Below are 22,429 nucleotides of genomic sequence, written 5' to 3'. Positions count from 1 at the left end.
TTCGCGCCGGAACCTCGGCTGCCGAGCTTATAGGGCAAATCCGCCGGGCTGCCATCACGCCCGCCGGGACGCGTCAGCGCACCCGGCGGGCGGGATCGTCCCGGCCCGCGCGCCTCAGGGCCGCGGGGGAATGTTCAGCCCGCGCTCGACCGCCGGCCGGGCGAGGCCGCGCTCCAGCCAGGCCGGCACGTTCTTCAGCTCGTCATAGGCGACGAGCTCGCCCGCGCCATAGAAGCCGACGAGGTTGCGCACCCAGCCCAGGCAGGCGATGTCGGCGATGGTGTAGTCCGCGCCCATGATCCATTCGCGCCCGGCGAGCCGGTCCTCCAGCACCCGGATCAGCCGCGCGCTCTCGGTGGCGTAGCGCTCGCGCGGGCGCTTGTCCTCATAGGCGGCGCCGGCGAATTTGTGGAAGAAGCCGAGCTGGCCGAACATCGGGCCGAGGCCGGCCATCTGCCACATCACCCATTCGATGGTCTGGTAGCGCGCGGCCGGGTCCTGCGGCAGGAACTTGCCGGTCTTCTCGGCGAGATAGATCAGGATGGCGCCGGATTCGAACAGGCCGATCGGCTTTCCGCCCGGCCCGTCCGGATCGAGGATGGCGGGGATCTTGCCGTTCGGGTTCAGCGAGAGGAACTCCGGCGTCCAGCTCTCATTGGCGCCGATGTTGATGCTGTGCGCCTCGTAGGGCAGGCCGGTCTCCTCCAGCATGATCGAGACCTTCACGCCGTTCGGCGTCGGAAACGAATAGAGCTGGAGCTTGTCGGGATGCTGGGCGGGCCAGCGGGCGGCGATCGGGAAGGAGGAGAGATCGGGCAAGGCGGGGCTCCGGCAGGCGGGGAATCCGGCTGCGGCGGGTGCCGCAGTCGCCCTATAGCTAGGCGCGGGGGGCGCGAGATGCCATGGTTGCCCGGCGCATATGGCGACCGGGGACGCAAATGGACGCGGGCGGGTCGGGTCTCGGACTTGGTATCGTCGGCTGCGGCCAGCTCGGCGGCGCCATCGCAGGAGCGCTGCTGCGCGCTGACGTCGTCGCCCCCGGCGAGCTGTGGATCTGCAACCGCAGCGGCCCGGCAGGCGAGCTCGCCGTCCATGAGGGCGTGCACTGGACCCGCGACCCGCAGGAGCTGGCCGCGCGGTGCGCAAGCGTCCTGCTGGCGCTGCCCCCGGCGGCGGGCCGGCTGCTGCGCCTCGAGGCGCCGGACCGGCTCGTCGTCTCGGTCATGGCCGGCATCGACACCGGGCAGCTTCGCGCCATCGGCAATTCCGCCCGGGTGGTGCGGGCGATCTCCAATCCCGCGGCCGCGATCGGCCTCGCCTATTCGCCCTGGTTCGCCCCGGGCGGCCTGTCGCCGCCGGACCGGGCGACGGTGCTGCGCCTGTTCGAGGCCTGCGGCACCACCGACGAGGTGCCGGCGGAATCGCAGATCGACTGCTTCACCGCCCTCACCGGTCCCGTGCCCGGCTTCGTCGCCTATTTCGCCGAGTGCATGCAGGCCTATGCGCAGGGGCAGGGCGTCGAGCCCGACGTGGCGGCGCGCGGGGTCAGGCAGCTCTTCCTCGCCGCCGGGCGGATGATGGCGGCGTCGGACACGCCGCCCGCCGGCTTCGTGCAGGAGATGGTCGACTATGCCGGCACCACGGCGGCGGGGCTCGAGGCGATGCGCGCCTCGCCGCTGTCATGGCTGGTCGCCGAGGGGCTGGAGGCCGCGCGCCGGCGCTGCCTCACCATCGGCGCCGAGCCGCCGGCGCCGGACGCCTGAGGGGGCATCGCGGCGCCGAGCCCTCGCCTTACCGCACCAGTATGTTGCGGAACTGCCAGGGGTCGCTCTCGTCGATGTCCTCGGCGAAGAAGCCGGGGCGGTCGTCGAGCGGCGTCCAGTCGGTGTAGTAGCCCTTCACCGGGCCGAGATAGGGGCGCTGCACCTCGAGGCAGCGCCGGTAGTCCATCTCGTCGGCCTCGACGATGCCCGCCTCCGGGTTCTCCAGCGCCCACACCATGCCGGCCAGCACGGCGGAGCTCACCTGCAGCCCGGTGGCGTTCTGGTAGGGGGCGAGGTCGCGCGTCTCCTCGATGGTGAGCTGCGAGCCGTACCAGTAGGCGTTCTTGGCGTGGCCGTAGAGCAGCACGCCGAGCTCGTCCGCCCCGTCGACGATCTCGTGCTCATCGAGGATCTTCCAGTCCTCCTGCACCTTGCCGGCGGCGCCGAACATCTCGTGCATCGACAGCACCGCGTCATTGGCCGGGTGGTAGGCGTAGTGGCAGGTCGGGCGGTAGACCACGTCGCCGCCCTCGCGCAGGGTGAAGAAGTCGGCGATCGAGATCGATTCATTGTGGGTGACGAGGAAGCCGTATTGCGGCCCCGGCGTCGGGCACCAGCTGCGCACGCGGGTGTTGGCGCCCGGCTGCAGCAGGTAGATCGCCGCCCCGCAGCCCTGATCGTGCGAGCGGGCATTGTCCGGCATCCAGCTCTCATGCGTGCCCCAGCCGAGCTCGGCCGGCTGCAGCCCCTCGGAGACGAAGCCGTCCACCGACCAGGTGTTGATGAACATGCCCATCGGCTTGGGGTCGCGCGCGCGCTGGGTGTCGCGCTCGGCGATGTGGATGCCCTTCACGCCGACCTGCTGCATCAGCTTCGCCCAGCCCTCGCGGGTGGTCGGCTCCTCGAAGGCGAGGCCGGTTTCAGTGGCGATGTCGACCAGCGCCTGCTTCACGAACCAGGACACCATGCCCGGATTGGCACCGCAGCAGGCGACCGCCGTCGGGCCGCCGGGGCGCGAACGCTTGGCGTTCAGTAAAGTCTCCCGGAGCGCATAGTTGGTGCGATCCGCCGGGCCGGCGTCCTTGTCGAAATAGAAGCCCAACCAGGGCTCGACCACCGTGTCGACATAGAGCGCGCCGAGCTCGCGGGCGAGCTCCATGATGGCGACCGAGGAGGTGTCGACCGAGAGGTTGATGACGAAGCCGCGCCCGCCGGTCGTCAGCAGCGGGGTCAGGACCTCGCGATAATTGTCCTTGGTCACGGCCTGCTTCAGAAAGGTAACGCCGCGCTCGTCGAGCAGTGCGCGATCGTCATCCACGGGATCGATTACGGTGAGCCGGTCCTTGTCGAAGTCGAAATGCCTCTCGAGCAGGGGCAATGTGCCGCGACCGATCGAGCCGAAGCCGATCATCACGATGGGACCTTCGATTTTTCCGTAAACCGGCCATACCGACATTCTTGGGAAACCTCCGTGGGGTGTCATGTTGCTGGGGGGCGCACCATGGGGATCCCAGCCTGCCGCGTCAATGGTGACGCCGGTTTGACGGTGCCTTCGGAGGTATTTGGAGAATGCGCCGCGCGGCGTATGGCCGGCGAGCGCCGGCGCTCAGTCGGCCGAGAGGATGTGGTTGCGCACCAGCGGATAGACCTGACCGCGCCAGCGCCGGCCGCTGAACACGCCGTAATGGCCGACGCCGGGCTGGAGATGGTGGCGCTTGCGGTGCGGGCGCAGGCTGGCGCAGATGTCCTGTGCCGCAACGGTCTGGCCGACCGCGCAGATGTCGTCGCGCTCGCCTTCCACCGTCAGCAGCGAGGTGCGGCGGATGGCGCGGAAGTCGAGCGTCTCGCCCTCATAGGTCAGCACGCCGCGCGGCAGATCGTAGTCCTGGAAGACCTTGCGGATCGTCTCCAGGTAGAAGTCGGCGTCGAGATCGAGCACCGCGAAATATTCGTCGTAGAAATTCTTGGCCGTGCTCGCCTTGTCGTGCTGGCCCATGGCGAGGTTCTCGAACATCTCGACATGCGCCTTCACGTGGCGGTCGAAATTCATCGCCATGAAGGCGCCGACCTGCACGAAACCGGGATAGACCCGCCGCCCCACGCCCCGGAAGCCGGGCGGGACGGTGGAGATGAGGTTCTGCTCGAACCAGTCCAGCGGCTTCGAGGTCGCGAGCTCGTTCACCTTGGTCGGGCTGACGCGGCAGTCGACGGGGCCGGCCATCAGGGTGATGGAATGGGGCGTCGCCGGATTGTCGCGCTGTGCCATGGCGGCGGTGGCGGCGAGCACCTGCACGCAGGGCTGGCACACGGCGAGCGCGTGCGCGCCCGGGCCGATCGCCTCCAGGAAGCGGATCAGATGAGTGACGTAGTCGTCGAAGCCGAAGCGCCCGGCCGCCAGCGGCACGTCGCGCGCATTGGCCCAGTCGGTGATGTAGACGTCGTTCTCCGGCAGCAGCGTCTTCACCGTGTCGAGCAGCAGCGTCGCGAAATGGCCCGACAGCGGCGCCACCACGAGGATGCGCGGCTGCGGCTGGTCTATGTCCTTGCGGAAATGCAGCAGCGTGCCGAAGGGCAGGTCGAGCGCGGATTCCTCCACCACCTCGACCTCGCGATTGCCGACCGTGACGCTCTCGATGCCGAAGGAGGGCCGGCTGTGGCTCAGCCCGGCGCGCTCGATCATCTCGAAGCCGGCGGAGACGTTGCGCAGGAACGCGGTCTCGCCGAAACCGTCCATCACCGTCGCAAGCACCCGGCGCGACAGGCGCGCGGCGGTGCGCATCGGGTCGAGAAGGTCGGCTTGAGCCTGATAGGCGGCATAGATCATACGCGGCGGCTCATCCGGCGGTTCGGGCGGCGGTGCCCCATGCTGCAGCGGCGGGTCGGCGTGGCGGCAGCTGGCTGGCGACAGTTAACGGGCGACAGTCGGCTGGCGACACGCAGCAGGTCAGGTTAAGTCGCCCGCCACCGTCACGCCAGTGAAATTGTGCGACGCGAAGGATAGGCCGCCGGGCGCGGCGCCGGGGGCATGGCCGCGCCTTCGGATCGGGAATGGCACGAATAGTGTTTGCCCCTGCCGGGCTCTTCATCATCGCCCGATCCAGACAGGACGTTCGACCCATGCGCGCCCCGACCTCCCGATCCAAATCCGCGTCCGGTCCGGGGACCAAGGCCGCCGCGACCGCCCGCGCCGCCAAGACGACGGTGCCCAAGGCGGCGACGCCCGAGCCTGCCACGGCCAAACCCGCGCCGGGCAAGCCGAAGTCGAGCAAATCCGCCGCCAAACCTTCCGTGGCCAAGCCCTCCGGGACCAAGCCGGTCGCCAGCAAACCGCTCAAGACCAAGCCCTCCGCGAGCAAGCCCGCCACCGGTCCCGCGCCTGCGGCCGCGGTGCTCACGCTGAGCAGCAAGAACTATTCCTCCTGGTCGCTGCGCGGCTTCCTGATGTGCCGGATGGCGGGGCTCGATTTCGAGGAGGCGAAGGTCTCGGCCGACGATCCCGACATCCGCGCCGAACTGCTGCTGCAGTCCTCGTCCTTCCTGGTCCCGCGCCTCGACCATGACGGGATGCGGATCTGGGACACGCTGGCCATCGGCGAATACCTGCACGAACGCGCGCCAGAGGCCGGGCTTTTGCCCAAGGAACGCGCAGCGCGCGCGCATTGCCGCTCCATCTGCGGCGAGATGCATTCCGGCTTCGCCAATCTGCGCTCGGCGCTGCCGATGAACGTCAAGGTCCGCCATCCCGGCTTCAAGGTGTGGACCGGGGCGCAGGCCGATATCGAGCGCATCCTCACCATCTGGCGCGGCTGCCTGAAGGCCTATGGCGGGCCCTATCTGTTCGGCGCCGCGCCGACCATGGCGGATGCGATGTACGCGCCGGTGTGCTCGCGCTTCACCACCTACGACGTCGAGCTCGACGCGCCGACGGCCGCCTATTGCAAGGCGATCCTCGCCCTGCCGGCGATGAAGGAATGGACCAAGGCGGCGCTCGAGGAGCCGGACGAGATGGAGGAGCTCGACGTCGAGTTCTGAGCGGCGCCCGCGCAGACCGCGGGAGACTGCCGGCGCCGGGGGGCGTGCGGCTGGCGCCGTCCCCCCAAACGAAACGGGGCGCCCGAAGGCGCCCCGCTCGATTGTTCCGTAAGGCCTCTGCCGCTCACTCGGCGGCGCCGGCCTCGGTTTCCTTCTCGGCCTTGTTCTTGGCCTCGAGGTCCTCGCCGGTCTCCTGGTCGACGACCTTCATCGACAGGCGGGTCTTGCCGCGCTCGTCGAAGCCGAGCAGCTTCACCTTCACCTTGTCGCCTTCCTTGACGACGTCGGAGGGCTTGGCCACCCGCTCCTTGGCGAGCTGGGAGACGTGGACGAGGCCGTCCTTGGCACCGAAGAAGTTCACGAAGGCGCCGAAGTCGACCACCTTCACCACCGTGCCGTCATAGATCTGGCCGACCTCCGGCTCGGAGGCGATGGACTTGATCCAGTTCAGCGCGGCCTTGATCGAATCGCCCGAGGCGGAGGCCACCTTCACGGTGCCGTCGTCCTCGATGTTGATCTTGGCGCCGGTCTTCTCGACGATCTCGCGGATCACCTTGCCGCCCGAGCCGATCACTTCGCGGATCTTGTCGACCGGGATCTGGATCACCTCGATGCGCGGGGCGTGCTCGCCGAGCTCGGCGCGGGCGCCGGTCAGCGCCTTGGCCATCTCGCCGAGGATGTGCGCGCGGCCGTCCTTCGCCTGGGCGAGGGCGACCTTCATGATCTCCTCGGTGATGCCGGCGATCTTGATGTCCATCTGCAGGGCGGTGACGCCCTTCTCGGTGCCGGCCACCTTGAAGTCCATGTCGCCGAGATGATCCTCGTCGCCGAGGATGTCGGACAGCACGGCGAACTTCTCACCTTCGAGGATGAGGCCCATGGCGATGCCCGCCACCGGACGGCGCATCGGCACGCCGGCATCCATCAGCGCCAGCGAGGTGCCGCAGACGGTCGCCATCGAGGAGGAGCCGTTCGACTCCAGGATCTCGGACACCGCGCGCAGCGTGTAGGGGAACTCGTGCGCGGGCGGCAGGATCGGGTGCACGGCGCGCCAGGCGAGCTTGCCGTGGCCGATCTCGCGGCGGCCGGGCGAGCCCATGCGGCCGGTCTCGCCGACCGAGAAGGGCGGGAAGTTGTAGTGCAGCAGGAAGCGCTCCTTGTAGGTGCCTTCCAGGCTGTCGATGAACTGCTCGTCCTCGCCGGTGCCGAGCGTGGCCACCACCAGCGCCTGCGTCTCGCCGCGGGTGAACAGCGCCGAGCCGTGGGTGCGCGGCAGCACGCCGACTTCCGCCAGGATCGGGCGGACGGTCTTGGTGTCGCGCCCGTCGATGCGCACGCCCTCGTCGAGGATGGTCCAGCGCACGATCTTGGCCTCGAGCTCCTTCAGGACCTCGGAGAGCACCTGGCCGTCGGGCACGTCCTTGCCCTCGGCGGCGAGGGCGGCGTAGTGCTCCTTGGCCTTGGCCTTGGCGGCGTCGACCGCGGCGTAGCGGTCCTGCTTGCGGGCGATCTTGTAGGCCGCGCGCATGTCAGCCTCGACCAGGCCGCGCAGCTCGCTCTCCAGCGCCGAATGGTCGGCGGCGGCGAAGTCGCGCGGCTCCTTGGCGGCCTTCTCGGCGAGGCGGATGATGGCCTCGATCACCGGCTGGAAGTGGCGGTGGCCGAACATGACCGCGCCGAGCATCACTTCCTCGGACAGCTCCTTGGCCTCGGACTCGACCATCAGCACGGCGTCGGACGTGCCGGCGACCACGAGGTCGAGCGCGGATTCCTTCACCTCGTCGGTGGTCGGGTTCAGCACGTACTCATTGTCGATGAAACCGACGCGAGCGCCGCCGATCGGGCCCATGAACGGCACGCCCGACAGGGTGAGCGCGGCCGAGGCGGCGACCATGGCGACGATGTCGGGGTCGTTCTCGAGGTCGTGCGAGAGCACGGTGACGACGACCTGGGTGTCGTTCTTGTAGCCGTCGGCGAAGAGCGGGCGGATCGGGCGGTCGATCAGGCGGGAGACCAGCGTCTCCTTCTCGCTCGGACGACCTTCGCGCTTGAAGTAGCCACCGGGAATGCGGCCGGCCGCATAGGTCTTTTCCTGGTAGTTGACGGTCAGCGGGAAGAAGTCCTGGCCGGGCTTGGGCGCCCGGGCGGAAACGGCGGTGGCGAGAACCGTGGTGTCGCCATAGGTCGCGAGCACGGCGCCATCGGCCTGGCGCGCCATGCGGCCGGTCTCGAGGACGAGCGTGCGCCCGCCCCAGTCGAGTTCCTCGCGGTGGATATCGAACATGTCTATCTCTGGCTTTCCGAAGCGGGAGCCATGGGCAAGACGGCGAGAGGCTCGGGCGGCTCTTGCGTCCCCCCTCGGGGAGCGGGGCCTCGAGCCTCCGGCGATCCTGCCATGGCGCGCCGCTTCTCATCGGTCGCGGCGAGCCCCATGCCCGCCGCTCATCAACGCGGCCGGCGCCCGGAACGGTCCGTGGCGCCGCACAGAACGAGGCGGGCCCGACGTCAGCGACGCCGGGCCCGCCGAAGCATCAGCGGCGGATGCCCAGCCGCTGGATCAGGGACTTGTAGCGCGCTTCCTCGGTCTTCTTCAGATAGTCGAGGAGGCCGCGGCGCTGGGACACCAGCTTCAGCAGACCGCGCCGGGAATGGTTGTCCTTGGCGTGGGTCTTGAAATGGCCGGTCAGGTTGGCGATGCGCTCGGTGAGGATCGCGACCTGCACTTCCGCCGAGCCGGTATCGCCCGGCTTGGTGGCGTATTCCTGGATGAGCGCCTGCTTGCGCTCGGCAGTGATCGACATCGGATGATCCTTTCGGTCTGTCAGGTGAAGGTGGCGGGCGCCTGTCGGGACGGCCGGGGGCCTGTCCGCAGGTCGTCTCGCCGGACCCGCAGTTCGGCCGGGCCGGGATGTCGTCCAGCGCGGTCGAAAGGCTGCGGCTCGCGCGGACATGAGGTCCGCAACGCGCGCGCAACATACACGAAATCGCCAGCCTGACCAGCGCCATCTCGGGGGCCCCGCGTGGCGCCCCGCATGCGGCCTTGCGAGCCGCCTGCCGCAGCGGCCGCCTCAGGCGGTTGGGACGGTGCCGCCGTCGATCACCACCTCGCTGCCGCTGATCGCGCCGGCCCGCCCGCTCGCCAGGAAGGCGATCAGGTCGGCCACCTCGCGCGGCTTTGCCGGCCGGCCGAGCGGGATGCCGCCCAGCGGGCGCATGATGATCTGCCGCCCGCCCTCATGGTCGGTGCCGGCCTCGGCGGCGAGCCGGTCGGCAAGCGCCACCGCCGCCTCGGTCTCGACCCAGCCCGGCGCCACGCGCACCACCCGCACGCCCTTCGGCGTCACCTCCTTGGACAGGCTCTTGCTGTAGGTGGCGAGCGCCGCCTTGGCCGCCGCATAGGCGGTGGTGGACTGGGGCAGCGGCAGCATGTGCTGGATCGAGGTGACGTGGACGATCACGCCCGCGCCCTGCACCAGCATCGCCGGCAGCAGCGCGCGGTCGAGCCGCACCGCCGGCATCAGGTTGAGGTTCAGCTCGGCGAGCCAGTCCGCGTCCGACAGCGCCGCGAAGCCGCCCGCCGGTGCCGAGGAGCCGCCGAGCGTGTTCACCAATATGTCGATGCCGCCGAGATGGCCGAGCGCCCGTTCGGCGACCTCGGCACAGCCCTCGGCGGTGGTGAGGTCGGCGGCGAGATAGCGGACCGGGCCCGTGCCGGGCTCGGGCACCTGGCGCGCCGTGGCCACCACCTGCGCGCCCGCTTCCGCCAGCGCCGCGACCACCGCCGCGCCCACGCCCCGCGTGCCGCCGCTGACCACCGCCCGCTTGCCCGAAAGGCCGAGATCGAAGCCCTCCACCACGCCCGCGCTCACGGGACGATTTCCAGATGGGCGATGAGGTCGCCTTCGAGCCGGAAGATGTAGCGCAGATCGACCGGGCTGCCGGGGAAGTTGCCGGCGACATGGCCGGTGACGGTGTAGCTGTCCCCCTCATGGATGAGCGCGCGCGGCTCGACCGTGTACTGGTAGCGATCCGAGGCTTCCGCCTTCCAGCGGGCGATGGCGGCGCGCCCCTTGTGTTCGCGCTTCTCGTCCCGGACCATGCCGGTCTCGGTGAAGCAGCGGGCGACGGCGTCGCCGTCGTGCCGGTCGGCGGCGAAATAGGCCGCGATCGGCGCGGGCAGCAGGAGGGTCATGGCGATTTTCCAAAGTGACGGGCGAGATGACGCGAAAGAGGAAAGCGTCTATCCCGCCACAGGAAAATCGTAGATGCGCCCGGGGTCGGCAGATGACAAGAACGCACCAAGATGTAAGCCCCTTACCCGGAAGTAAGCCTCACGCCTACACGCGCCAGACGGCGGCGAGCGGCATAGAGGAGGCGCTGTCGATGCTGGAAGGGCGCTGGAAGCTCGACATCATGTTCCAGCTCTTCGGCGGCCATGTCCGGCGCTTCTCGGATCTCGAGCGCGCCATTCCCGCCGTGTCGCAGAAGATGCTGAGCCAGCAGCTCCGGCAGATGGAGCGCGACGGCATCGTCCGGCGGATCGTCCATCCGCAGGTGCCGCCGAGGGTCGACTATGAGCTGACCGACTGGGGCCAGTCGCTCTGCCCGGCGCTCGACGCGCTGCTCGGCTGGGTCGCCGCGCGCCCCGAAGCGCAGGCCTCTGAAACGAAAGAGCCCGGCTGATCGCCGGGCTCGCGTCGTCACTTCGCCGAATGGAAGATGCGTTTGGGGAAGATCTCCGCCCCTTCCGCCTCGCCGAGCGCCACCAGGCGTCCGCCGGCATTGACCGCGACCGGGCCCTCGAGGATCGGCGCGTCGCGCCCGCGCAGGATGATCGACTGGCCGCGCGCCAGCCGCGCCGCGTCGGCCGGCGAGACCTTCAGCGCCGGCAGGGTGTCGAGGCCGATCTCCACCGGCCGGAGCGCTTCGACCGGCGCCGTCTCGCCGTTCTGCGCGTGCATGGCGCGCAGCGTGTCGAGCGGCACCAGCTCCTCCTCGGCGAAGGTGCCGACCCGGGTGCGGCGCAGTGCCGAGATGTGGCCGCGCGCGCCGAGCATCCGGCCCATGTCGCGGGCCAGCGAGCGCACATAGGTGCCCTTGCCGCACTCGGCCTCGAACACCGCGTGGTCGGCGTCGGGCTGCTCGACCAGCTCCAGCGAATGGATGGTCACCGGGCGGGCGGCGAGCTCCACCGCCACGCCGTCGCGGGCGAGGTCATAGGCGCGCTCGCCATTGATCTTCAGCGCCGAATAGGCGGGCGGCACCTGCTCGATCTCGCCGCGGAAGCCGTCGAGAATGGCAAGGATCGCCGCGCGGTCCGGGCGCGTGTCGGAGGCCTCGACCGGCCGGCCCTCGCTGTCGTCGGTGTCGGTCTCGACGCCCCAGCGCACGGTGAAGCGGTAGACCTTGCGCCCGTCCATGACGAAGGGAACGGTCTTGGTCGCTTCGCCCAGCGCGATCGGCAGGCAGCCGGAGGCGAGGGGGTCGAGCGTGCCGGCGTGGCCGGCCTTCTTGGCCGAGAACAGCCATTTCACCGCCCCGACCGCCTGGGTCGAGGTCATGCCGATCGGCTTGTCGAGCAGCACCCAGCCGTCGACGTCGCGCTTCGGGCGGCGCGGGCCGCGATCCTTGCGCCCCCGCGGGCCGCGCCCGGCCTCAGCCTCGCCGCGGGAATTCTCGCCGCGAGACGTCTCGTCGGCGGGCGAGCCGGCCGGGGCCTCGACGCCGGCATCCATCGACATGTCGATGGCGGCGTCGGACGCGCGGGCGGAAACCTCGCCGGAAAGGTCCGTGGAAACGTCAGCGGAAGCCTCGGCGAGACCCTCGTTCATGGGCATGCTCATGCCTCGTCGTCCTTGCTGTGGTCGGGGGTGCTGGCGTCGGGCTCCTCGGCGTCGGGTTCCTCGGCATCGAGGTCGCGCGCCACGTCGGGCGAGCGCAGCAGCGCGTCGATCCGCGCGCCTTCCTCGAACGAGGTGTCGACGCGGAACCTGAGCTCCGGCACGTATTTCAGCTCCACCCGGCGGGCGATCTCGCCGCGCAGCGGCCGCGCATTGGTGGCCAGCGCCGCCACCGCCGCCTTGGCGTCCTTGCCGCCGAGCGGCATGACGAAGCAGGTGGCGATCTTGAGGTCCGGGCTCATGCGCACCTCGGGCACGGTGATCAGCATCCCGGTCAGCGCCGGGTCGGCCAGGTCGCCGCGCGCGAGGACGTCGGCCAGGGCGTGGCGGACGAGTTCGCCGACGCGCAACTGGCGCTGGCTCGGGCCGGCGCCCGAGCTCGCTCTGTTCTTCATAATGCACAAACCTTCATGGTCCCCGCCGCCGCAGCGCAATCGCGGGACCGCCTTCGACCGGAGCGAACGGGCTTGGACCGCTCACCCCCGCGGATATGCGCGCACAGGGCGCGAACGCTCCCCGCGTGCGGGGAGCGTCAAAGACGTCAGAGCGTGCGCTGCACGACCTCGACGCGGTAGCACTCGATGACGTCGCCGGCGCGCATGTCCTGGTAGTTCTCGAACGACATGCCGCATTCCTGGCCCGCCTGCACCACGTTGACCGCGTCCTTGAAGCGGTTGAGCGTGGCGAGCTTGCCCTCGTGGATGACGACGTTGTCGCGGATCAGGCGGACATGCTGGCCGCGCTCCACCGTGCCGTCGGTGACGATGCAGCCGGCGACCTTGCCGACCTTGGAGACGTTGAAGATCTCCTTGATCTGCGCGTTGCCGAGCATGGTCTCGCGGTTGACCGGCGCCAGCAGGCCGCCCATCGCCGCCTTCACGTCATCCACCAGGTCGTAGATGATGTTGTAGTAGCGGATCTCGATGCCGGCACGCTCGGCCGCCTCGCGGGCTTCCTTGTTGGCGCGCACGTTGAAGGCGATGATCGCGGCACCGGCCGTCTCGGCCAGCGTCACGTCGCTCTCGTTCACGCCGCCCGCGCCGGAATGGATGATGCGGGCCTGCACCTCGTCGGTGCCGAGCTTTTCCAGCGAGGCGATGATGGCCTCGACCGAGCCGGACACGTCGCCCTTGATGATGAGCGGGAATTCCTTCCGCCCGGCCGTCTTGGCTTGGCTCATCATTTGCTCGAGCGAACCGCGCACCGTGGCGGAGCGGGCAGCCGCCTTCTCGCGCTTCTGGTTCTTGCGGTAGTCGGTGATCTCGCGGGCGCGGGCTTCGTTGTCGACCACCGCGAGGCGGTCGCCCGCCTCCGGCGTGCCGTTGAAGCCGAGCACCTCGACCGGCATGGACGGCTCGGCGGAGCCGAGCTGGCTGCCCTTGTCGGAAATGAGCGCGCGCACGCGGCCCATCTCGGCGCCGGCCACTACGATGTCGCCGACATGCAGCGTCCCGCGTTCCACCAGCACGGTGGCCACCGGGCCGCGGCCGCGGTCGAGCTTGGCCTCGATCACGGTGCCCTCGGCGGCGCGGTCGGGGTTGGCCTTGAGGTCGAGCAACTCGGCCTGCAGGCTGATGAGCTCGAGCAGCTTGTCGAGATTGGTGTGGGCCTTGGCCGACACCTCCACCTCGAGCGTCTCGCCGCCCATGCTCTCGACCTGCACCTCGTACTGCAGCAGCTCGCTGCGCACCCGCTCGGGCTTCGCGTCGGGCTTGTCGATCTTGTTGATCGCCACGATCAGCGGCACCTTGGCGGCGCGCGCGTGATTGATGGCCTCGATGGTCTGGGGCATCACGCCGTCGTCGGCGGCCACCACCAGCACCACGATGTCCGTCACCTTGGCGCCGCGGGCGCGCATGGCGGTGAACGCGGCGTGGCCGGGCGTGTCGATGAAGGTGATCTTGCCGCCGAGCGGCGAGGTCACCTGATAGGCGCCGATATGCTGGGTGATGCCGCCGGCCTCGCCGGAGACCACGTTGGCCGAGCGCAGCGCGTCGAGCAGCGAGGTCTTGCCGTGGTCGACATGGCCCATGATGGTGACGACCGGCGGACGCGGCTCCATCTCCTCGGGCGCGTCCGGCGTGTCGAACAGGCCTTCCTCGACGTCGGATTCGGCGACACGGCGCACGGTGTGGCCGAGTTCCTCGGCGATGAGCTGGGCGGTGTCGGCGTCGATCACGTCGGTGATCTTCACCATCTGGCCCTGCTTCATCAGCAGGCGGATCACGTCGACCGCGCGCTCGGCCATGCGGTTGGCCAGCTCCTGGATGGAGATAGTCTCCGGGACCACGACCTCGCGGGAGATCTTTTCCTTGGCCTCAACCTGGCGATGGCCGCTCATGCGCTGGGTGCGGCGGCGGAACGAGGCCACCGAACGCTGGCGCTCCTCCTCGCCGGACTGGGCGGTCACAAGCGTGAGGCGGCCGCGGTTCTTCTCGCCGCCGGCGGGGCGGGTCGGCTTCTGCGGCGGAGTCGCGGGACGCGCGGGCGCACCGCCCGGACCGCGGCGGGCGGGACGACGCTCTTCCTCTTCCGCGTCCATCGGACCACGCGGCGTGGCGACGCGCGGCGCACCGACGGTGGTCGCGGCCGGGGCCGCGCCGGCATTCGCGGGACGCGCGGCAGCGCCCGACGACGCGGCGGCCGCGGCGGCATCCTCGCCGAAGCGCTTGCGCGCCTCCTGCTCGGACTTGCGCTTGGCTTCCTCGTCGAAGGCGCGGCGGGCGTCTTCCTCGCGCTTGCGGGCCTCGGCGGCCTCGCGCTCGACCTTCTCGCGCGCCTCGCGCTCGGCGCGGCGGCGGGCCTCTTCCTCGGCGCGCTTGCGCTCCTCGGCCTCGCGGATGCGGGCATCCTGCAGGGCGGCGGTGCGGGCGCGGGCCTCTTCCTCGGTCAGCGAGCGCAGCACCACGCCGCCCGGGCGCGGGCCCTGCGGCGCCGGACGCGGCGAGGACAGGTTGGCGTGCGGGGATGGCTGCGTGCGCAGCGGACGGCCCGACGGGCCGCTCGCGGGACGGGGGGCGGGCGCTGCAGGCTGGGCGGATGCCGGCGCGGAGGAAGGTGCGGCGTGCGCCTCGGGCTTGTCGCCCGGGCCGACCACGCGGCGCTTCACCTTCTCCACCACGACGGACTTGGACCGCCCATGGCTGAAGCTCTGGCGGACGACGCCCTGCTCGACAGGTCGCTTGAGCGTGAGGGTCTTGCCCCCCTGACCACCTTGGCCAGCGCCCATCGTCTTCTCGCCCGGGTTCTTCGTATCGGTCATTCGGTATCCGTTCCTCGGCATCCCGACATCGTATCGGGATGCGTATATCCGTCCGCCAGCCTGCTCAAGGAGCGCGCCAGCCTTCGAGCCTTCTCACACGCGCGAGAAACCCCGCGCTCGTCGGATGCGCGAGCAGCGCAGCATGTACCACATTTGCCCGCCCGAGCGCCAAGTCCAATTGCACGCCCGGCAGGCTGTCGATCCGGGCGATCTCCCGCCCGGTCAGCGCAAGCGCCTTTCGGGCCCGCGCGTCGATCTTGGCGACGCCGTCCGCCCCGGCCTCGCGCGAATGCACGAGCACGTGGACGGGGGCGCCCTTGCGTTCGGTGTCGAGAGCCTCGACGACCTTCATGAAGCCCGTCACCACCTGCCCCGCCTTGTTGGCGAGGCCGAGGGCGGCGAGCGCATCCTTCTCCAGGAGCTGTTCCACCAGCTCCGGCAGCGCCGGGTCGGTGCGCCCCTTGCCCTTGAAGGCGCGGCCGAAGGCCTTGCGCTTCAGGGCCTCGGCGAGCGCGCCGCGGCTGGCGCCGACCCAGGCGCCGCGCCCGGGCAGGCGGCCGGCGATGTCCGGCACCACCCGTCCGTCGGGCGCCACCACGAAGCGCAGCATCTCGGCCACCGGGCGAACCGTGCGGCTGGCGATGCACTGCCTCTCCGGCACGCGCCGCACCGAGGCCGGCCCGGCATCGGTCTCGTCCTCGGGCGAGGCGGCGTCCCCGGCCGGGCGGTCGGCAGCGGCCTCCGGCGCGGAGCACGCGACGCCGGCCGCGACCGCGGTCTCGCCCGCCGCCGCGTCGTTCGCCATGCCCGTCGGCCCCGCCTCGTCCCGCACCTTCACCCGGTTCCCGTTTCCTGTCCGCCCCGGGCGGCCATCAGGCCGCCCGTTCTTACGTCCCATTCTGCGGCCGTGAGGCCACCCGTTCTTACGTCACTCTTGCGGCCGTAAGGCCGCCCGTTCCTGCAGTCAGCTTCGGGCGGCCACGCGGCCGCCCGATCCTATCATCCGCTCCGGCGGCCGCGGGGCCGTCCGTACGTGCCGGACGCCTCAGCTCTGGCTTTCGCCTTCGGCCTCGGCCTCGCCCTCCGTCTCGTCCGCCGCCAGTTCGGCAGCGTCGATCCAGCCGGCCTTGACGCGGGCCTGCATGATCATGGCCTCGGCCTCCTCGCGGGAGAGGTTGAACCCCTCCAGCGCGCCGGGCGTGCGCACCACTTCGCCGTCCTTGCGCTCGGTCCAGCCGATCAGGTCGTCGGTGGCGCAGCCGGCGAGGTCCTCGACCGACTTGATGTCGTTCTCGCCGAACGCCACCAGCATGGCCGACGTCACGCCGGGCACCTCGCGCACATCGTCCTCGACGCCGAGCTCGCGGCGGCGCGCGTCGAGGTCGGCCTCGACCTGGGCCAGGTGGCCCAGCGCGCGGTTCTGCAGCTCCTGCGCCGTGTCCTCGTCGAAGCCCTCGATGCTCGCGAGCTCGGACAGCGGCACATAGGCCAGTTCTTCCAGCGTCGCGAAGCCCTCGGAGGCGAGGAGCTGGCCCATCATCTCGTCGAGGTCGAGCGCCTCGGCGAACATCTTGGAGCGCTCGGCGAATTCCTTCTGGCGCCGCTCGCTCTCCTCGGCCTCGGTGAGGATGTCGATGTCCCAGCCGGTGAGCTGGGAGGCGAGACGCACATTCTGGCCGCGCCGCCCGATCGCCAGGCTTAGTTGGGCATCCGGGACCACGACTTCAATACGCTCGCGGTCCTCGTCGAGCACCACCTTGACCACTTCGGCCGGGGCGAGCGCGTTGACGATGAAGGTCGCGAAGTCCGGCGACCACGGAATGATGTCGATCTTCTCGCCCTGCAGCTCGTTCACCACCGCCTGCACGCGCGAGCCGCGCATGCCCACGCACGCGCCGACCGGGTCGACCGAGGAATCGCGCGAGGTGACGGCGATCTTGGCGCGCGAGCCGGGGTCGCGGGCGACCGCCTTGATCTCGACGATGCCGTCATAGATCTCCGGCACTTCCTGCGCGAACAGCTTCGCCATGAACTGGGGATGGGTGCGCGAGAGGAAGATCTGCGGCCCGCGCGGCTCGCGGCGCACGTCGTAGACATAGGCGCGGATGCGGTCGCCGACCTTGAACACCTCGCGCGGCAGCAACTCGTCGCGGCGCAGCGAGGCCTCGCCCCGGCCGAGATCGACCACCACGTTGCCGTATTCGACGCGCTTGACCGCGCCGTTGATGATCTCGCCGATGCGATCCTTGTACTCGTCATACTGCCGGTCGCGCTCGGCCTCGCGCACTTTCTGCACGATCACCTGCTTGGCCGACTGGGCGGCGATGCGGCCGAAATCGAACGGGGGCAGCGTGTCGGCGATCGAATCGCCCACCTGCGCCGCCGGGTTCAGCCGGCGCGCGCCGGTGATGTCGATCTCGGTGGCCGGGTTCTCGACCTGGTCGACCACCAGCAGATGCCGCGCGAGGCGAAGCTCGCCGGTGCGCGCGTTGATCTCGGCATGGATGTCAGTCTCGGCGCCATAGCGCGAGCGCGCCGCCTTGGCGATCGCGTCCTCCATGGCGGCGATGACGATGCCCCGGTCGATCGATTTCTCCCGCGCGACCGCATCGGCGATCTGCAAGAGTTCGAGCCGGTTGGCGCTGACCACGGCCATCAGTGCATCTCCTTCGCAGTGGACCCGTTCACAGGGATTTGCGTTTGGCGTTGGATTTCTTGCCCGGCTTGGCGGCACCCTTGGGCTTCAGCATCGCCTTGGCCTTCGGCTTGCCGCGAACCGGCATCTTCTTCGGCGGCAGGATGCGCACGGCGACGTCGTCGCCCTCGCCTTCGCTCCCGTCCTCGTCCTCGCCCGGCGTGTCGCCGAGGTCGGCGGTGTCGATGTCGTCCTCGTCGATCCCCGCGCCCTCGCGCAGCGCCTTGTCGCGCCGCAGCGCCTCGCGGATCAGCGCGTCGGTCATGACGAGCCGCGCGTCGCCGATGTCGGCGATCGGCAGGCGGGCCGTGTCCGGCGTGTCGGCGGGCACGTCGCGCAGGCGGATCAGTGCCTCGCCGTTCTCGGCGCCGAGCAGGATGCCGCGGAAGCGCTTGCGCCCCTCGACCGGCACCGCCATCTCGACCTTCACGTCATGGCCGGACCAGCGCTCGAAATCGGAGATCCGCACCAGCGGCCGGTCGATGCCCGGCGACGACATTTCGAGGTTGTAGGTGCCCGAGATCGGGTCCTCAACGTCGAGCACCGGCGAGATGGCGCGGCTCGCCGCCTCGCATTCCTCGATGCCGAAGCTGCCGTCGGGCCGCTCGGCCATGATCTGCAGCGTGAGGTACTCGCCGCCCGAGATCCGCACCCGCACCAGCCGGAAGCCGAGCCCCTGCAGCACCGGCGCCACGATCGCGGCGACGCGCGCGGCGGGTCCGGATTCGGTCACCAGCCGCGGTTCGTCGAGACGCGGGGCGCCGTCCTCCGCCGGGAGGCCGGTCTGCGCGGGGTGGGTCTGCTGTTCGCTCATTCGTCCTCGTCCGGACCGAACGGGTGCGCAATGCAAAAAGAGCGGGTCCCGGCGGCGGAACCCACTCTCAACCGACCGTTCAGTCGCTAGAGATATTTGGATGACCAAGGCTTATACAGGCAAACCGCCCCGTGGTGCAAGCTCGCCCTCGCCGCGCCGCCACAGGAGCGTCGGCGAGGAGAGGGTTAGCGGTCCGGGGCACTGAAACCCGAAGGTCCCTCATCCGCGCCCTTTCCGGCACCCTCCGCCGGCTTGCCGGTCGCCGGCCACCGGCGCATAAGCGCACCATGTCCGGTCCCGCCCAATCCCGCCTCCCCCCGCCCCCCGCCGCCGCCGGGCTGCGCGAGCGCGCGCCCGCCAAGGTGAACCTGACGCTGCGGGTGGTCGGCCGGCGCGCCGACGGCTATCACGAGTTGGCGAGCGTCGTCGGTTTCGCTGGCACCGGCGACCGGCTGGAGCTCGAGCCCGGGCCGGAGCTCGCCCTGGTGCTGCGCGGGCCGGGCGGTGCGGCGCTGGCGGGCGAGGGCGACAATCTGGTGCTGCGCGCCGCGCGCGAGCTCGCCGCCCGCGTGCCGGGGCTGACCGCCGGCCGCTTCGTGCTCGACAAGCGCCTGCCGGTGGCGGCGGGCATCGGCGGCGGCTCGGCGGACGCGGCGGCGGCGCTGCGCCTGCTGGCGCGCGCCAACGTCCTTGCCCCCGACGATCCGCGCCTCGCCGCCGCCGCGCTCGCCACCGGCTCCGACGTGCCGGTCTGCCTCGCCGGCGTCGGCGCGCTGATGGCCGGGCGCGGGGAGCGCGTCACCCCGCTCGCCCTGCCGCGCTTCGGCATGGTGCTGGTCAATCCGCGCGTCCCGGTGGCGACGGGCGCGGTGTTCGCCGCGCTCGGCCTCGCCCCCGGCGCGCACCGGCCCGCGCCGGCGGTGCCGGCCGCCTTTGCCGGGCGAGACGAGGCGCTCGCCTTCCTGCGCGGCGAGCCGAACGACCTCGAAGAGCCCGCGCGCCGGCTGGCGCCGGTGCTGGCCGAGGTCGAGGCGGCGCTGCAGGCGAGCGAGGAGGTGCGGCTGGTGCGCATGTCGGGTTCGGGCGCGACCATGTTCGCGCTCTATGACGATTGCCGCGCCGCCGCCCGCGCGGCGAGGCGGGTCGCCGCCGGCCGTCCCGGCTGGTGGGTGAAGTCCACCGTGCTCGGCTGAGGCGCGGCGATGCACACCGCCTTCTTGTTCCTCGCCGCGGCGCTGTTCGAGATCGCCGGCTGCTTCGCCTTCTGGGCGGTGCTGCGCAGCGGGGCGTCGGCGCTCTGGCTGGCGCCGGGCCTCGCCAGCCTCGTCGCCTTCGCAGCCGTGCTGACCCAGGTCGACGCCAGCGCGGCCGGGCGCGCCTTCGCCGCCTATGGCGGGGTCTATGTCGCCGCCTCGCTGGTCTGGCTGTGGACGGTGGAGGGGCTGCGCCCCGATCGCTGGGACCTGCTCGGCGGGGCGGTCTGCCTCGCCGGGGCGGCGATCATCGTGTTCGGCCCGCGCGGCTGAGCCGTTCCGGCCCGGCGCGCCTTAACGCCATCCGCGCTTCCGCAGACGCTCAGCGCGCCCGCGAGATGCAGAACTCCACCGTGTCGAGCAGCGCCTGCTTGGCCGGCCCGTCCGGGAACAGCCCCAGCGCGTCCTTGGCGATGGCGCCGTAATGGCGCGCGCGCTCGACCGTGGCGGCGATCGACTGGTGCGCGGCGAGAAGCTCCATGGCGTGTTCGAGGTCGCCCTCGCCGACCTCGCCCTGCTCCAGGCAGCGCCGCCAGAAGCTGCGCTCCTCCTCGGTGCCGCGCCGGAAGGCGAGCAGCACCGGCAGCGTGATCTTGCCCTCGCGGAAGTCGTCGCCGACATTCTTGCCGAGCTTGGCGCCGGAGCCGCCATAGTCGAGCGCGTCGTCGATGAGCTGGAAGGCGATGCCGAGATTCATGCCGTAGCTGCGGCAGGCGGCCTGCTCGGTCTTCGGCCGGTTGCCGAGCACCGGGCCGACCTCGCAGGCGGCGGCGAACAGCTCGGCGGTCTTGCCACGGATCACGGCGAGGTACTCGTCCTCGCTGGTGGCGGTGTTCTTCGCTGCGGCGAGCTGGGCCACCTCGCCCTCGGCGATCACCACCGCGGCGGAGGAGAGGATGTCGAGCGCCTGCATCGAGCCGACCTCGATCATCATGCGGAACGCCTGGCCGAGCAGGAAGTCGCCCACCAGCACGCTCGCCTCGTTGCCCCACAGCATGCGGGCGGCGAGCTTGCCGCGGCGCATCTCGCTGTCGTCCACCACGTCGTCATGCAGCAGCGTCGCCGTGTGCATGAACTCGACCGAGGCGGCGAGCTTGATGTCGCCCTCGCCCCTGTAGCCGGACAGGTCGGCGGTCGCGAGGGTGAGCATCGGGCGCAGCCGCTTGCCGCCCGAGGAGATGAGATGGGTCGCGACCTCCGGGATCATGGTCACGTCGGAGCCCGTGCGCGACAGGATCAGGGCGTTGACGCGATCCATGTCGGAGCGGACAAGGGAGACGATACCCTCGAGCGACGGCTCGGCGGCGATGTCCGCGGCGGGATCGAAGGGAAGTACAACGGCCACTTGCAGGTTCCGTATCTGACAATGCCGCTGCACCATAAGAAGCTGGTGGTACGTACGGCAAGAGCGGATTAGAACGGAAAAATAGTATGAATTTCCCACCTTACCGCTCGCCGGCGCCGGTCGCGGTGCCCGGCAATCCCTCGAAAGAGGTAGTCGGGGATGCCACTTCCGGCGGATGGCGCATGCACATACGTTGTATGCCAAGGGTTGCGGCCGCTTCCCCTGCCGCGCGCGCCGCTGTTCCCCCCGCCGCGCCGGCGCGAGGATGAGCCATGCACGAACTGCTTCGCACCAATGACGTGGTCCTGCTCTCGGCGATCGGGGCGCTGCTCGACAGCGCGCGCATCGGCCACATCGTGCTGGACCAGCACATGAGCGTGATGGAAGGCTCGATCGGCCTGCTGCCGCGCCGCCTGCTGGTGGAGGACGAGATGGTCGAGCGCGCCCGCGCCCTGCTGCGCGAGGCCGGCTTCGGCGCCGCGCTCGCCAGCGAGTGAGCGGGCCGGCGATGGACGAAGGGGCCGAGGACAATCGGGCCATGGACGAAAGGGCGATGAACGATCAGGGCGAAGCGATCACCGATGACGGGCTGATCGGCGGGCGGCTGCGCCTGCTGCAGCCCGCGCGCGGCCACCGCGCCGGCCATGACGCGGTGCTGCTCGCCGCCAGCGTGCCGGAGAGCGCGCGCCGCGCGGTCGATCTCGGCGCCGGGGTCGGCACGGCGGGCCTCGCCGTGGCGCTGCGCCTGCCGCAGGCCGGGATCACGCTGGTGGAGATCGACCCGGCCCTCGCCGAACTCGCCGCCCGCAACGCGGCGCGCCAGCAGCCCGATATGGCCGGCCGGGTGCGCGTGGTGGCGGCCGATGTCGCCCTGCTCGCCCGCCCCGCTGGCCCGGCCGAGCCCGCGCCGGCCGGCGCCGATTTGGTGCTGATGAACCCGCCCTTCAACGATCCCGCCCGCCACCGCCGCTCGCCCAGCGCGGGGCGGGCCCGCGCCCACAGCGCGGAGGACGGCGAGCTCGAGATCTGGCTGCGCGCTGCTGACCGGCTGCTGGAGCCGGGCGGTTCGCTCCGGCTCATCCATCGGCCGGAGGCGCTCGCCACCCTGCTGGAGCTGCTCGGCCGGCGCGCCGGCGCGATCACGATCCGCCCCGTGCATCCGCGCCCCGACGCGCCGGCGATCCGGGTGCTGGTCGGCGCCGTCAAGGGCCGGCGCACCCCGCCCGCGCTGCTGCCCGCCCTCGTGCTCGCCGACGCGCAGGGCCGGCCGACGCCGCAGGCCGAGCGCGTGCTGCGCGGCGGGGAGGGGATCGGCGAAGGCTGAGCAACGCGCGCCCCGCGCCAGAGCCCGCGCAGAAACCGCGC

General features: G+C 70.9%; 21 protein-coding genes. 7 read left to right on the top strand and 14 right to left on the bottom strand.

Going from position 1 to position 22,429, the window contains the following annotated elements:
• Positions 1-114: 114 nt before the first annotated feature.
• Positions 115-819: a glutathione S-transferase N-terminal domain-containing protein gene (locus NVS89_RS08125; protein WP_258732099.1), complete on the bottom strand. Its 705-nt coding sequence runs from the start codon at positions 817-819 to the stop codon at positions 115-117.
• A 119-nt stretch (positions 820-938) separates the two neighbouring features.
• On the opposite strand from NVS89_RS08125, the gene NVS89_RS08120 reads away from it, so the two are divergent.
• Positions 939-1,763: a pyrroline-5-carboxylate reductase family protein gene (locus tag NVS89_RS08120; RefSeq protein ID WP_258732098.1), complete on the top strand. Its 825-nt coding sequence runs from the start codon at positions 939-941 to the stop codon at positions 1,761-1,763.
• A 28-nt stretch (positions 1,764-1,791) separates the two neighbouring features.
• Here the strand turns inward: NVS89_RS08120 and NVS89_RS08115 are convergent, their stop codons facing one another.
• Both NVS89_RS08115 and NVS89_RS08110 read right to left on the bottom strand, forming a co-directional pair.
• Complete coding sequence (locus tag NVS89_RS08115) at positions 1,792-3,219, bottom strand: homospermidine synthase (RefSeq protein ID WP_258732097.1); 1,428 nt, start codon at positions 3,217-3,219, stop codon at positions 1,792-1,794.
• A gap of 150 nt (positions 3,220-3,369) precedes the next feature.
• Positions 3,370-4,587, bottom strand: coding sequence for a polyhydroxyalkanoate depolymerase (locus NVS89_RS08110; protein WP_258732096.1), 1,218 nt, complete (start codon positions 4,585-4,587; stop codon positions 3,370-3,372).
• Positions 4,588-5,150: 563 nt separating this feature from the next.
• Here NVS89_RS08110 and NVS89_RS08105 point away from each other — a divergent pair.
• The gene (locus tag NVS89_RS08105; protein WP_258732373.1) at positions 5,151-5,795 is read left to right on the top strand and encodes a glutathione S-transferase; all 645 of its coding nucleotides are present in this window, start codon (positions 5,151-5,153) and stop codon (positions 5,793-5,795) included.
• Between the two features lie 124 nt (positions 5,796-5,919).
• Here NVS89_RS08105 and pnp read toward each other — a convergent pair whose 3' ends face one another.
• The 4 genes from pnp to NVS89_RS08085 form a co-directional block, all read right to left on the bottom strand.
• Entirely contained in the window at positions 5,920-8,079 is a 2,160-nt protein-coding gene (gene pnp / locus NVS89_RS08100; RefSeq protein WP_258732095.1) for a polyribonucleotide nucleotidyltransferase, read from the bottom strand.
• A 247-nt stretch (positions 8,080-8,326) separates the two neighbouring features.
• A complete protein-coding gene (rpsO, locus tag NVS89_RS08095; protein ID WP_258732094.1) occupies positions 8,327-8,596 on the bottom strand; it encodes a 30S ribosomal protein S15 in 270 nt (89 codons plus the stop codon).
• A gap of 267 nt (positions 8,597-8,863) precedes the next feature.
• Positions 8,864-9,664: an SDR family oxidoreductase gene (locus tag NVS89_RS08090; protein WP_374114541.1), complete on the bottom strand. Its 801-nt coding sequence runs from the start codon at positions 9,662-9,664 to the stop codon at positions 8,864-8,866.
• Positions 9,661-9,987, bottom strand: a complete 327-nt coding sequence (locus NVS89_RS08085; protein ID WP_258732092.1) for a nuclear transport factor 2 family protein — start codon at positions 9,985-9,987, stop codon at positions 9,661-9,663. Before NVS89_RS08085 ends, NVS89_RS08090 begins: the two co-directional genes overlap by 4 nt.
• A 92-nt stretch (positions 9,988-10,079) precedes the next feature.
• On the opposite strand from NVS89_RS08085, the gene NVS89_RS08080 reads away from it, so the two are divergent.
• Positions 10,080-10,478, top strand: coding sequence for a winged helix-turn-helix transcriptional regulator (locus NVS89_RS08080; protein ID WP_258732091.1), 399 nt, complete (start codon positions 10,080-10,082; stop codon positions 10,476-10,478).
• Positions 10,479-10,495: 17 nt separating this feature from the next.
• On the opposite strand, the gene truB is transcribed toward NVS89_RS08080, so the two are convergent.
• From truB to rimP, 6 genes are all read right to left on the bottom strand, one after another.
• Positions 10,496-11,536, bottom strand: a complete 1,041-nt coding sequence (gene truB, locus NVS89_RS08075; RefSeq protein ID WP_374114549.1) for a tRNA pseudouridine(55) synthase TruB — start codon at positions 11,534-11,536, stop codon at positions 10,496-10,498.
• Positions 11,537-11,634: 98 nt separating this feature from the next.
• The gene (rbfA, locus tag NVS89_RS08070) at positions 11,635-12,090 is read right to left on the bottom strand and encodes a 30S ribosome-binding factor RbfA (protein WP_258732089.1); all 456 of its coding nucleotides are present in this window, start codon (positions 12,088-12,090) and stop codon (positions 11,635-11,637) included.
• Between the two features lie 146 nt (positions 12,091-12,236).
• Positions 12,237-14,957, bottom strand: coding sequence for a translation initiation factor IF-2 (infB, locus tag NVS89_RS08065; protein WP_258732087.1), 2,721 nt, complete (start codon positions 14,955-14,957; stop codon positions 12,237-12,239).
• A gap of 64 nt (positions 14,958-15,021) precedes the next feature.
• On the bottom strand, positions 15,022-15,795 hold the full coding sequence (locus NVS89_RS08060) for an RNA-binding protein (RefSeq protein WP_258732086.1): 774 nt from the start codon (positions 15,793-15,795) through the stop codon (positions 15,022-15,024).
• Between the two features lie 207 nt (positions 15,796-16,002).
• Positions 16,003-17,613 carry a transcription termination factor NusA gene (gene nusA / locus NVS89_RS08055; protein ID WP_258732085.1) on the bottom strand — a complete coding sequence of 537 codons (1,611 nt, stop codon included), beginning with the start codon at positions 17,611-17,613 and terminating at the stop codon, positions 16,003-16,005.
• 28 nt (positions 17,614-17,641) lie between these two features.
• Positions 17,642-18,466: a ribosome maturation factor RimP gene (gene rimP, locus NVS89_RS08050; RefSeq protein ID WP_258732084.1), complete on the bottom strand. Its 825-nt coding sequence runs from the start codon at positions 18,464-18,466 to the stop codon at positions 17,642-17,644.
• Between the two features lie 287 nt (positions 18,467-18,753).
• Between rimP and NVS89_RS08045 the strand changes: the two genes are divergently transcribed.
• On the top strand, positions 18,754-19,659 hold the full coding sequence (locus NVS89_RS08045) for a 4-(cytidine 5'-diphospho)-2-C-methyl-D-erythritol kinase (RefSeq protein ID WP_258732083.1): 906 nt from the start codon (positions 18,754-18,756) through the stop codon (positions 19,657-19,659).
• 9 nt (positions 19,660-19,668) lie between these two features.
• A complete protein-coding gene (locus NVS89_RS08040) occupies positions 19,669-19,992 on the top strand; it encodes a YnfA family protein (RefSeq protein WP_258732082.1) in 324 nt (107 codons plus the stop codon).
• A gap of 49 nt (positions 19,993-20,041) precedes the next feature.
• Here NVS89_RS08040 and NVS89_RS08035 read toward each other — a convergent pair whose 3' ends face one another.
• Positions 20,042-21,064, bottom strand: coding sequence for a polyprenyl synthetase family protein (locus tag NVS89_RS08035; RefSeq protein ID WP_258732081.1), 1,023 nt, complete (start codon positions 21,062-21,064; stop codon positions 20,042-20,044).
• Positions 21,065-21,336: 272 nt separating this feature from the next.
• Between NVS89_RS08035 and NVS89_RS08030 the strand changes: the two genes are divergently transcribed.
• Together NVS89_RS08030 and NVS89_RS08025 are read left to right on the top strand one after the other, a co-directional pair.
• Positions 21,337-21,561, top strand: a complete 225-nt coding sequence (locus NVS89_RS08030) for a putative signal transducing protein (RefSeq protein WP_258732080.1) — start codon at positions 21,337-21,339, stop codon at positions 21,559-21,561.
• 41 nt (positions 21,562-21,602) lie between these two features.
• Positions 21,603-22,388: a tRNA1(Val) (adenine(37)-N6)-methyltransferase gene (locus NVS89_RS08025; protein ID WP_258732079.1), complete on the top strand. Its 786-nt coding sequence runs from the start codon at positions 21,603-21,605 to the stop codon at positions 22,386-22,388.
• Positions 22,389-22,429 lie beyond the last annotated feature (41 nt).

The sequence above is a fragment of the Ancylobacter mangrovi genome, assembly GCF_024752355.1.
In the GTDB taxonomy this organism is placed as follows: Bacteria; Pseudomonadota; Alphaproteobacteria; order Rhizobiales; family Xanthobacteraceae; genus Ancylobacter; species Ancylobacter mangrovi.
Note: the sequence above shows the minus strand (reverse complement) of the source record. Positions and strands in the feature narration are given on the sequence as shown.

Coding starts and splice junctions, on each gene's coding strand:
- NVS89_RS08120 (WP_258732098.1), top strand. CDS start 939: ATGGACGCGGGCGGGTCGGGTCTCGGACTTGGTATCGTCGGCTGCGGC.
- NVS89_RS08115 (WP_258732097.1), bottom strand. CDS start 3,219: ATGTCGGTATGGCCGGTTTACGGAAAAATCGAAGGTCCCATCGTGATG.
- NVS89_RS08110 (WP_258732096.1), bottom strand. CDS start 4,587: ATGATCTATGCCGCCTATCAGGCTCAAGCCGACCTTCTCGACCCGATG.
- pnp (WP_258732095.1), bottom strand. CDS start 8,079: ATGTTCGATATCCACCGCGAGGAACTCGACTGGGGCGGGCGCACGCTC.
- rpsO (WP_258732094.1), bottom strand. CDS start 8,596: ATGTCGATCACTGCCGAGCGCAAGCAGGCGCTCATCCAGGAATACGCC.
- NVS89_RS08085 (WP_258732092.1), bottom strand. CDS start 9,987: ATGACCCTCCTGCTGCCCGCGCCGATCGCGGCCTATTTCGCCGCCGAC.
- NVS89_RS08080 (WP_258732091.1), top strand. CDS start 10,080: ATGACAAGAACGCACCAAGATGTAAGCCCCTTACCCGGAAGTAAGCCT.
- truB (WP_374114549.1), bottom strand. CDS start 11,536: ATGTCGATGGATGCCGGCGTCGAGGCCCCGGCCGGCTCGCCCGCCGAC.
- rbfA (WP_258732089.1), bottom strand. CDS start 12,090: ATGAAGAACAGAGCGAGCTCGGGCGCCGGCCCGAGCCAGCGCCAGTTG.
- infB (WP_258732087.1), bottom strand. CDS start 14,957: ATGACCGATACGAAGAACCCGGGCGAGAAGACGATGGGCGCTGGCCAA.
- nusA (WP_258732085.1), bottom strand. CDS start 17,613: ATGGCCGTGGTCAGCGCCAACCGGCTCGAACTCTTGCAGATCGCCGAT.
- rimP (WP_258732084.1), bottom strand. CDS start 18,466: ATGAGCGAACAGCAGACCCACCCCGCGCAGACCGGCCTCCCGGCGGAG.
- NVS89_RS08045 (WP_258732083.1), top strand. CDS start 18,754: ATGTCCGGTCCCGCCCAATCCCGCCTCCCCCCGCCCCCCGCCGCCGCC.
- NVS89_RS08040 (WP_258732082.1), top strand. CDS start 19,669: ATGCACACCGCCTTCTTGTTCCTCGCCGCGGCGCTGTTCGAGATCGCC.
- NVS89_RS08030 (WP_258732080.1), top strand. CDS start 21,337: ATGCACGAACTGCTTCGCACCAATGACGTGGTCCTGCTCTCGGCGATC.
- NVS89_RS08025 (WP_258732079.1), top strand. CDS start 21,603: ATGGACGAAAGGGCGATGAACGATCAGGGCGAAGCGATCACCGATGAC.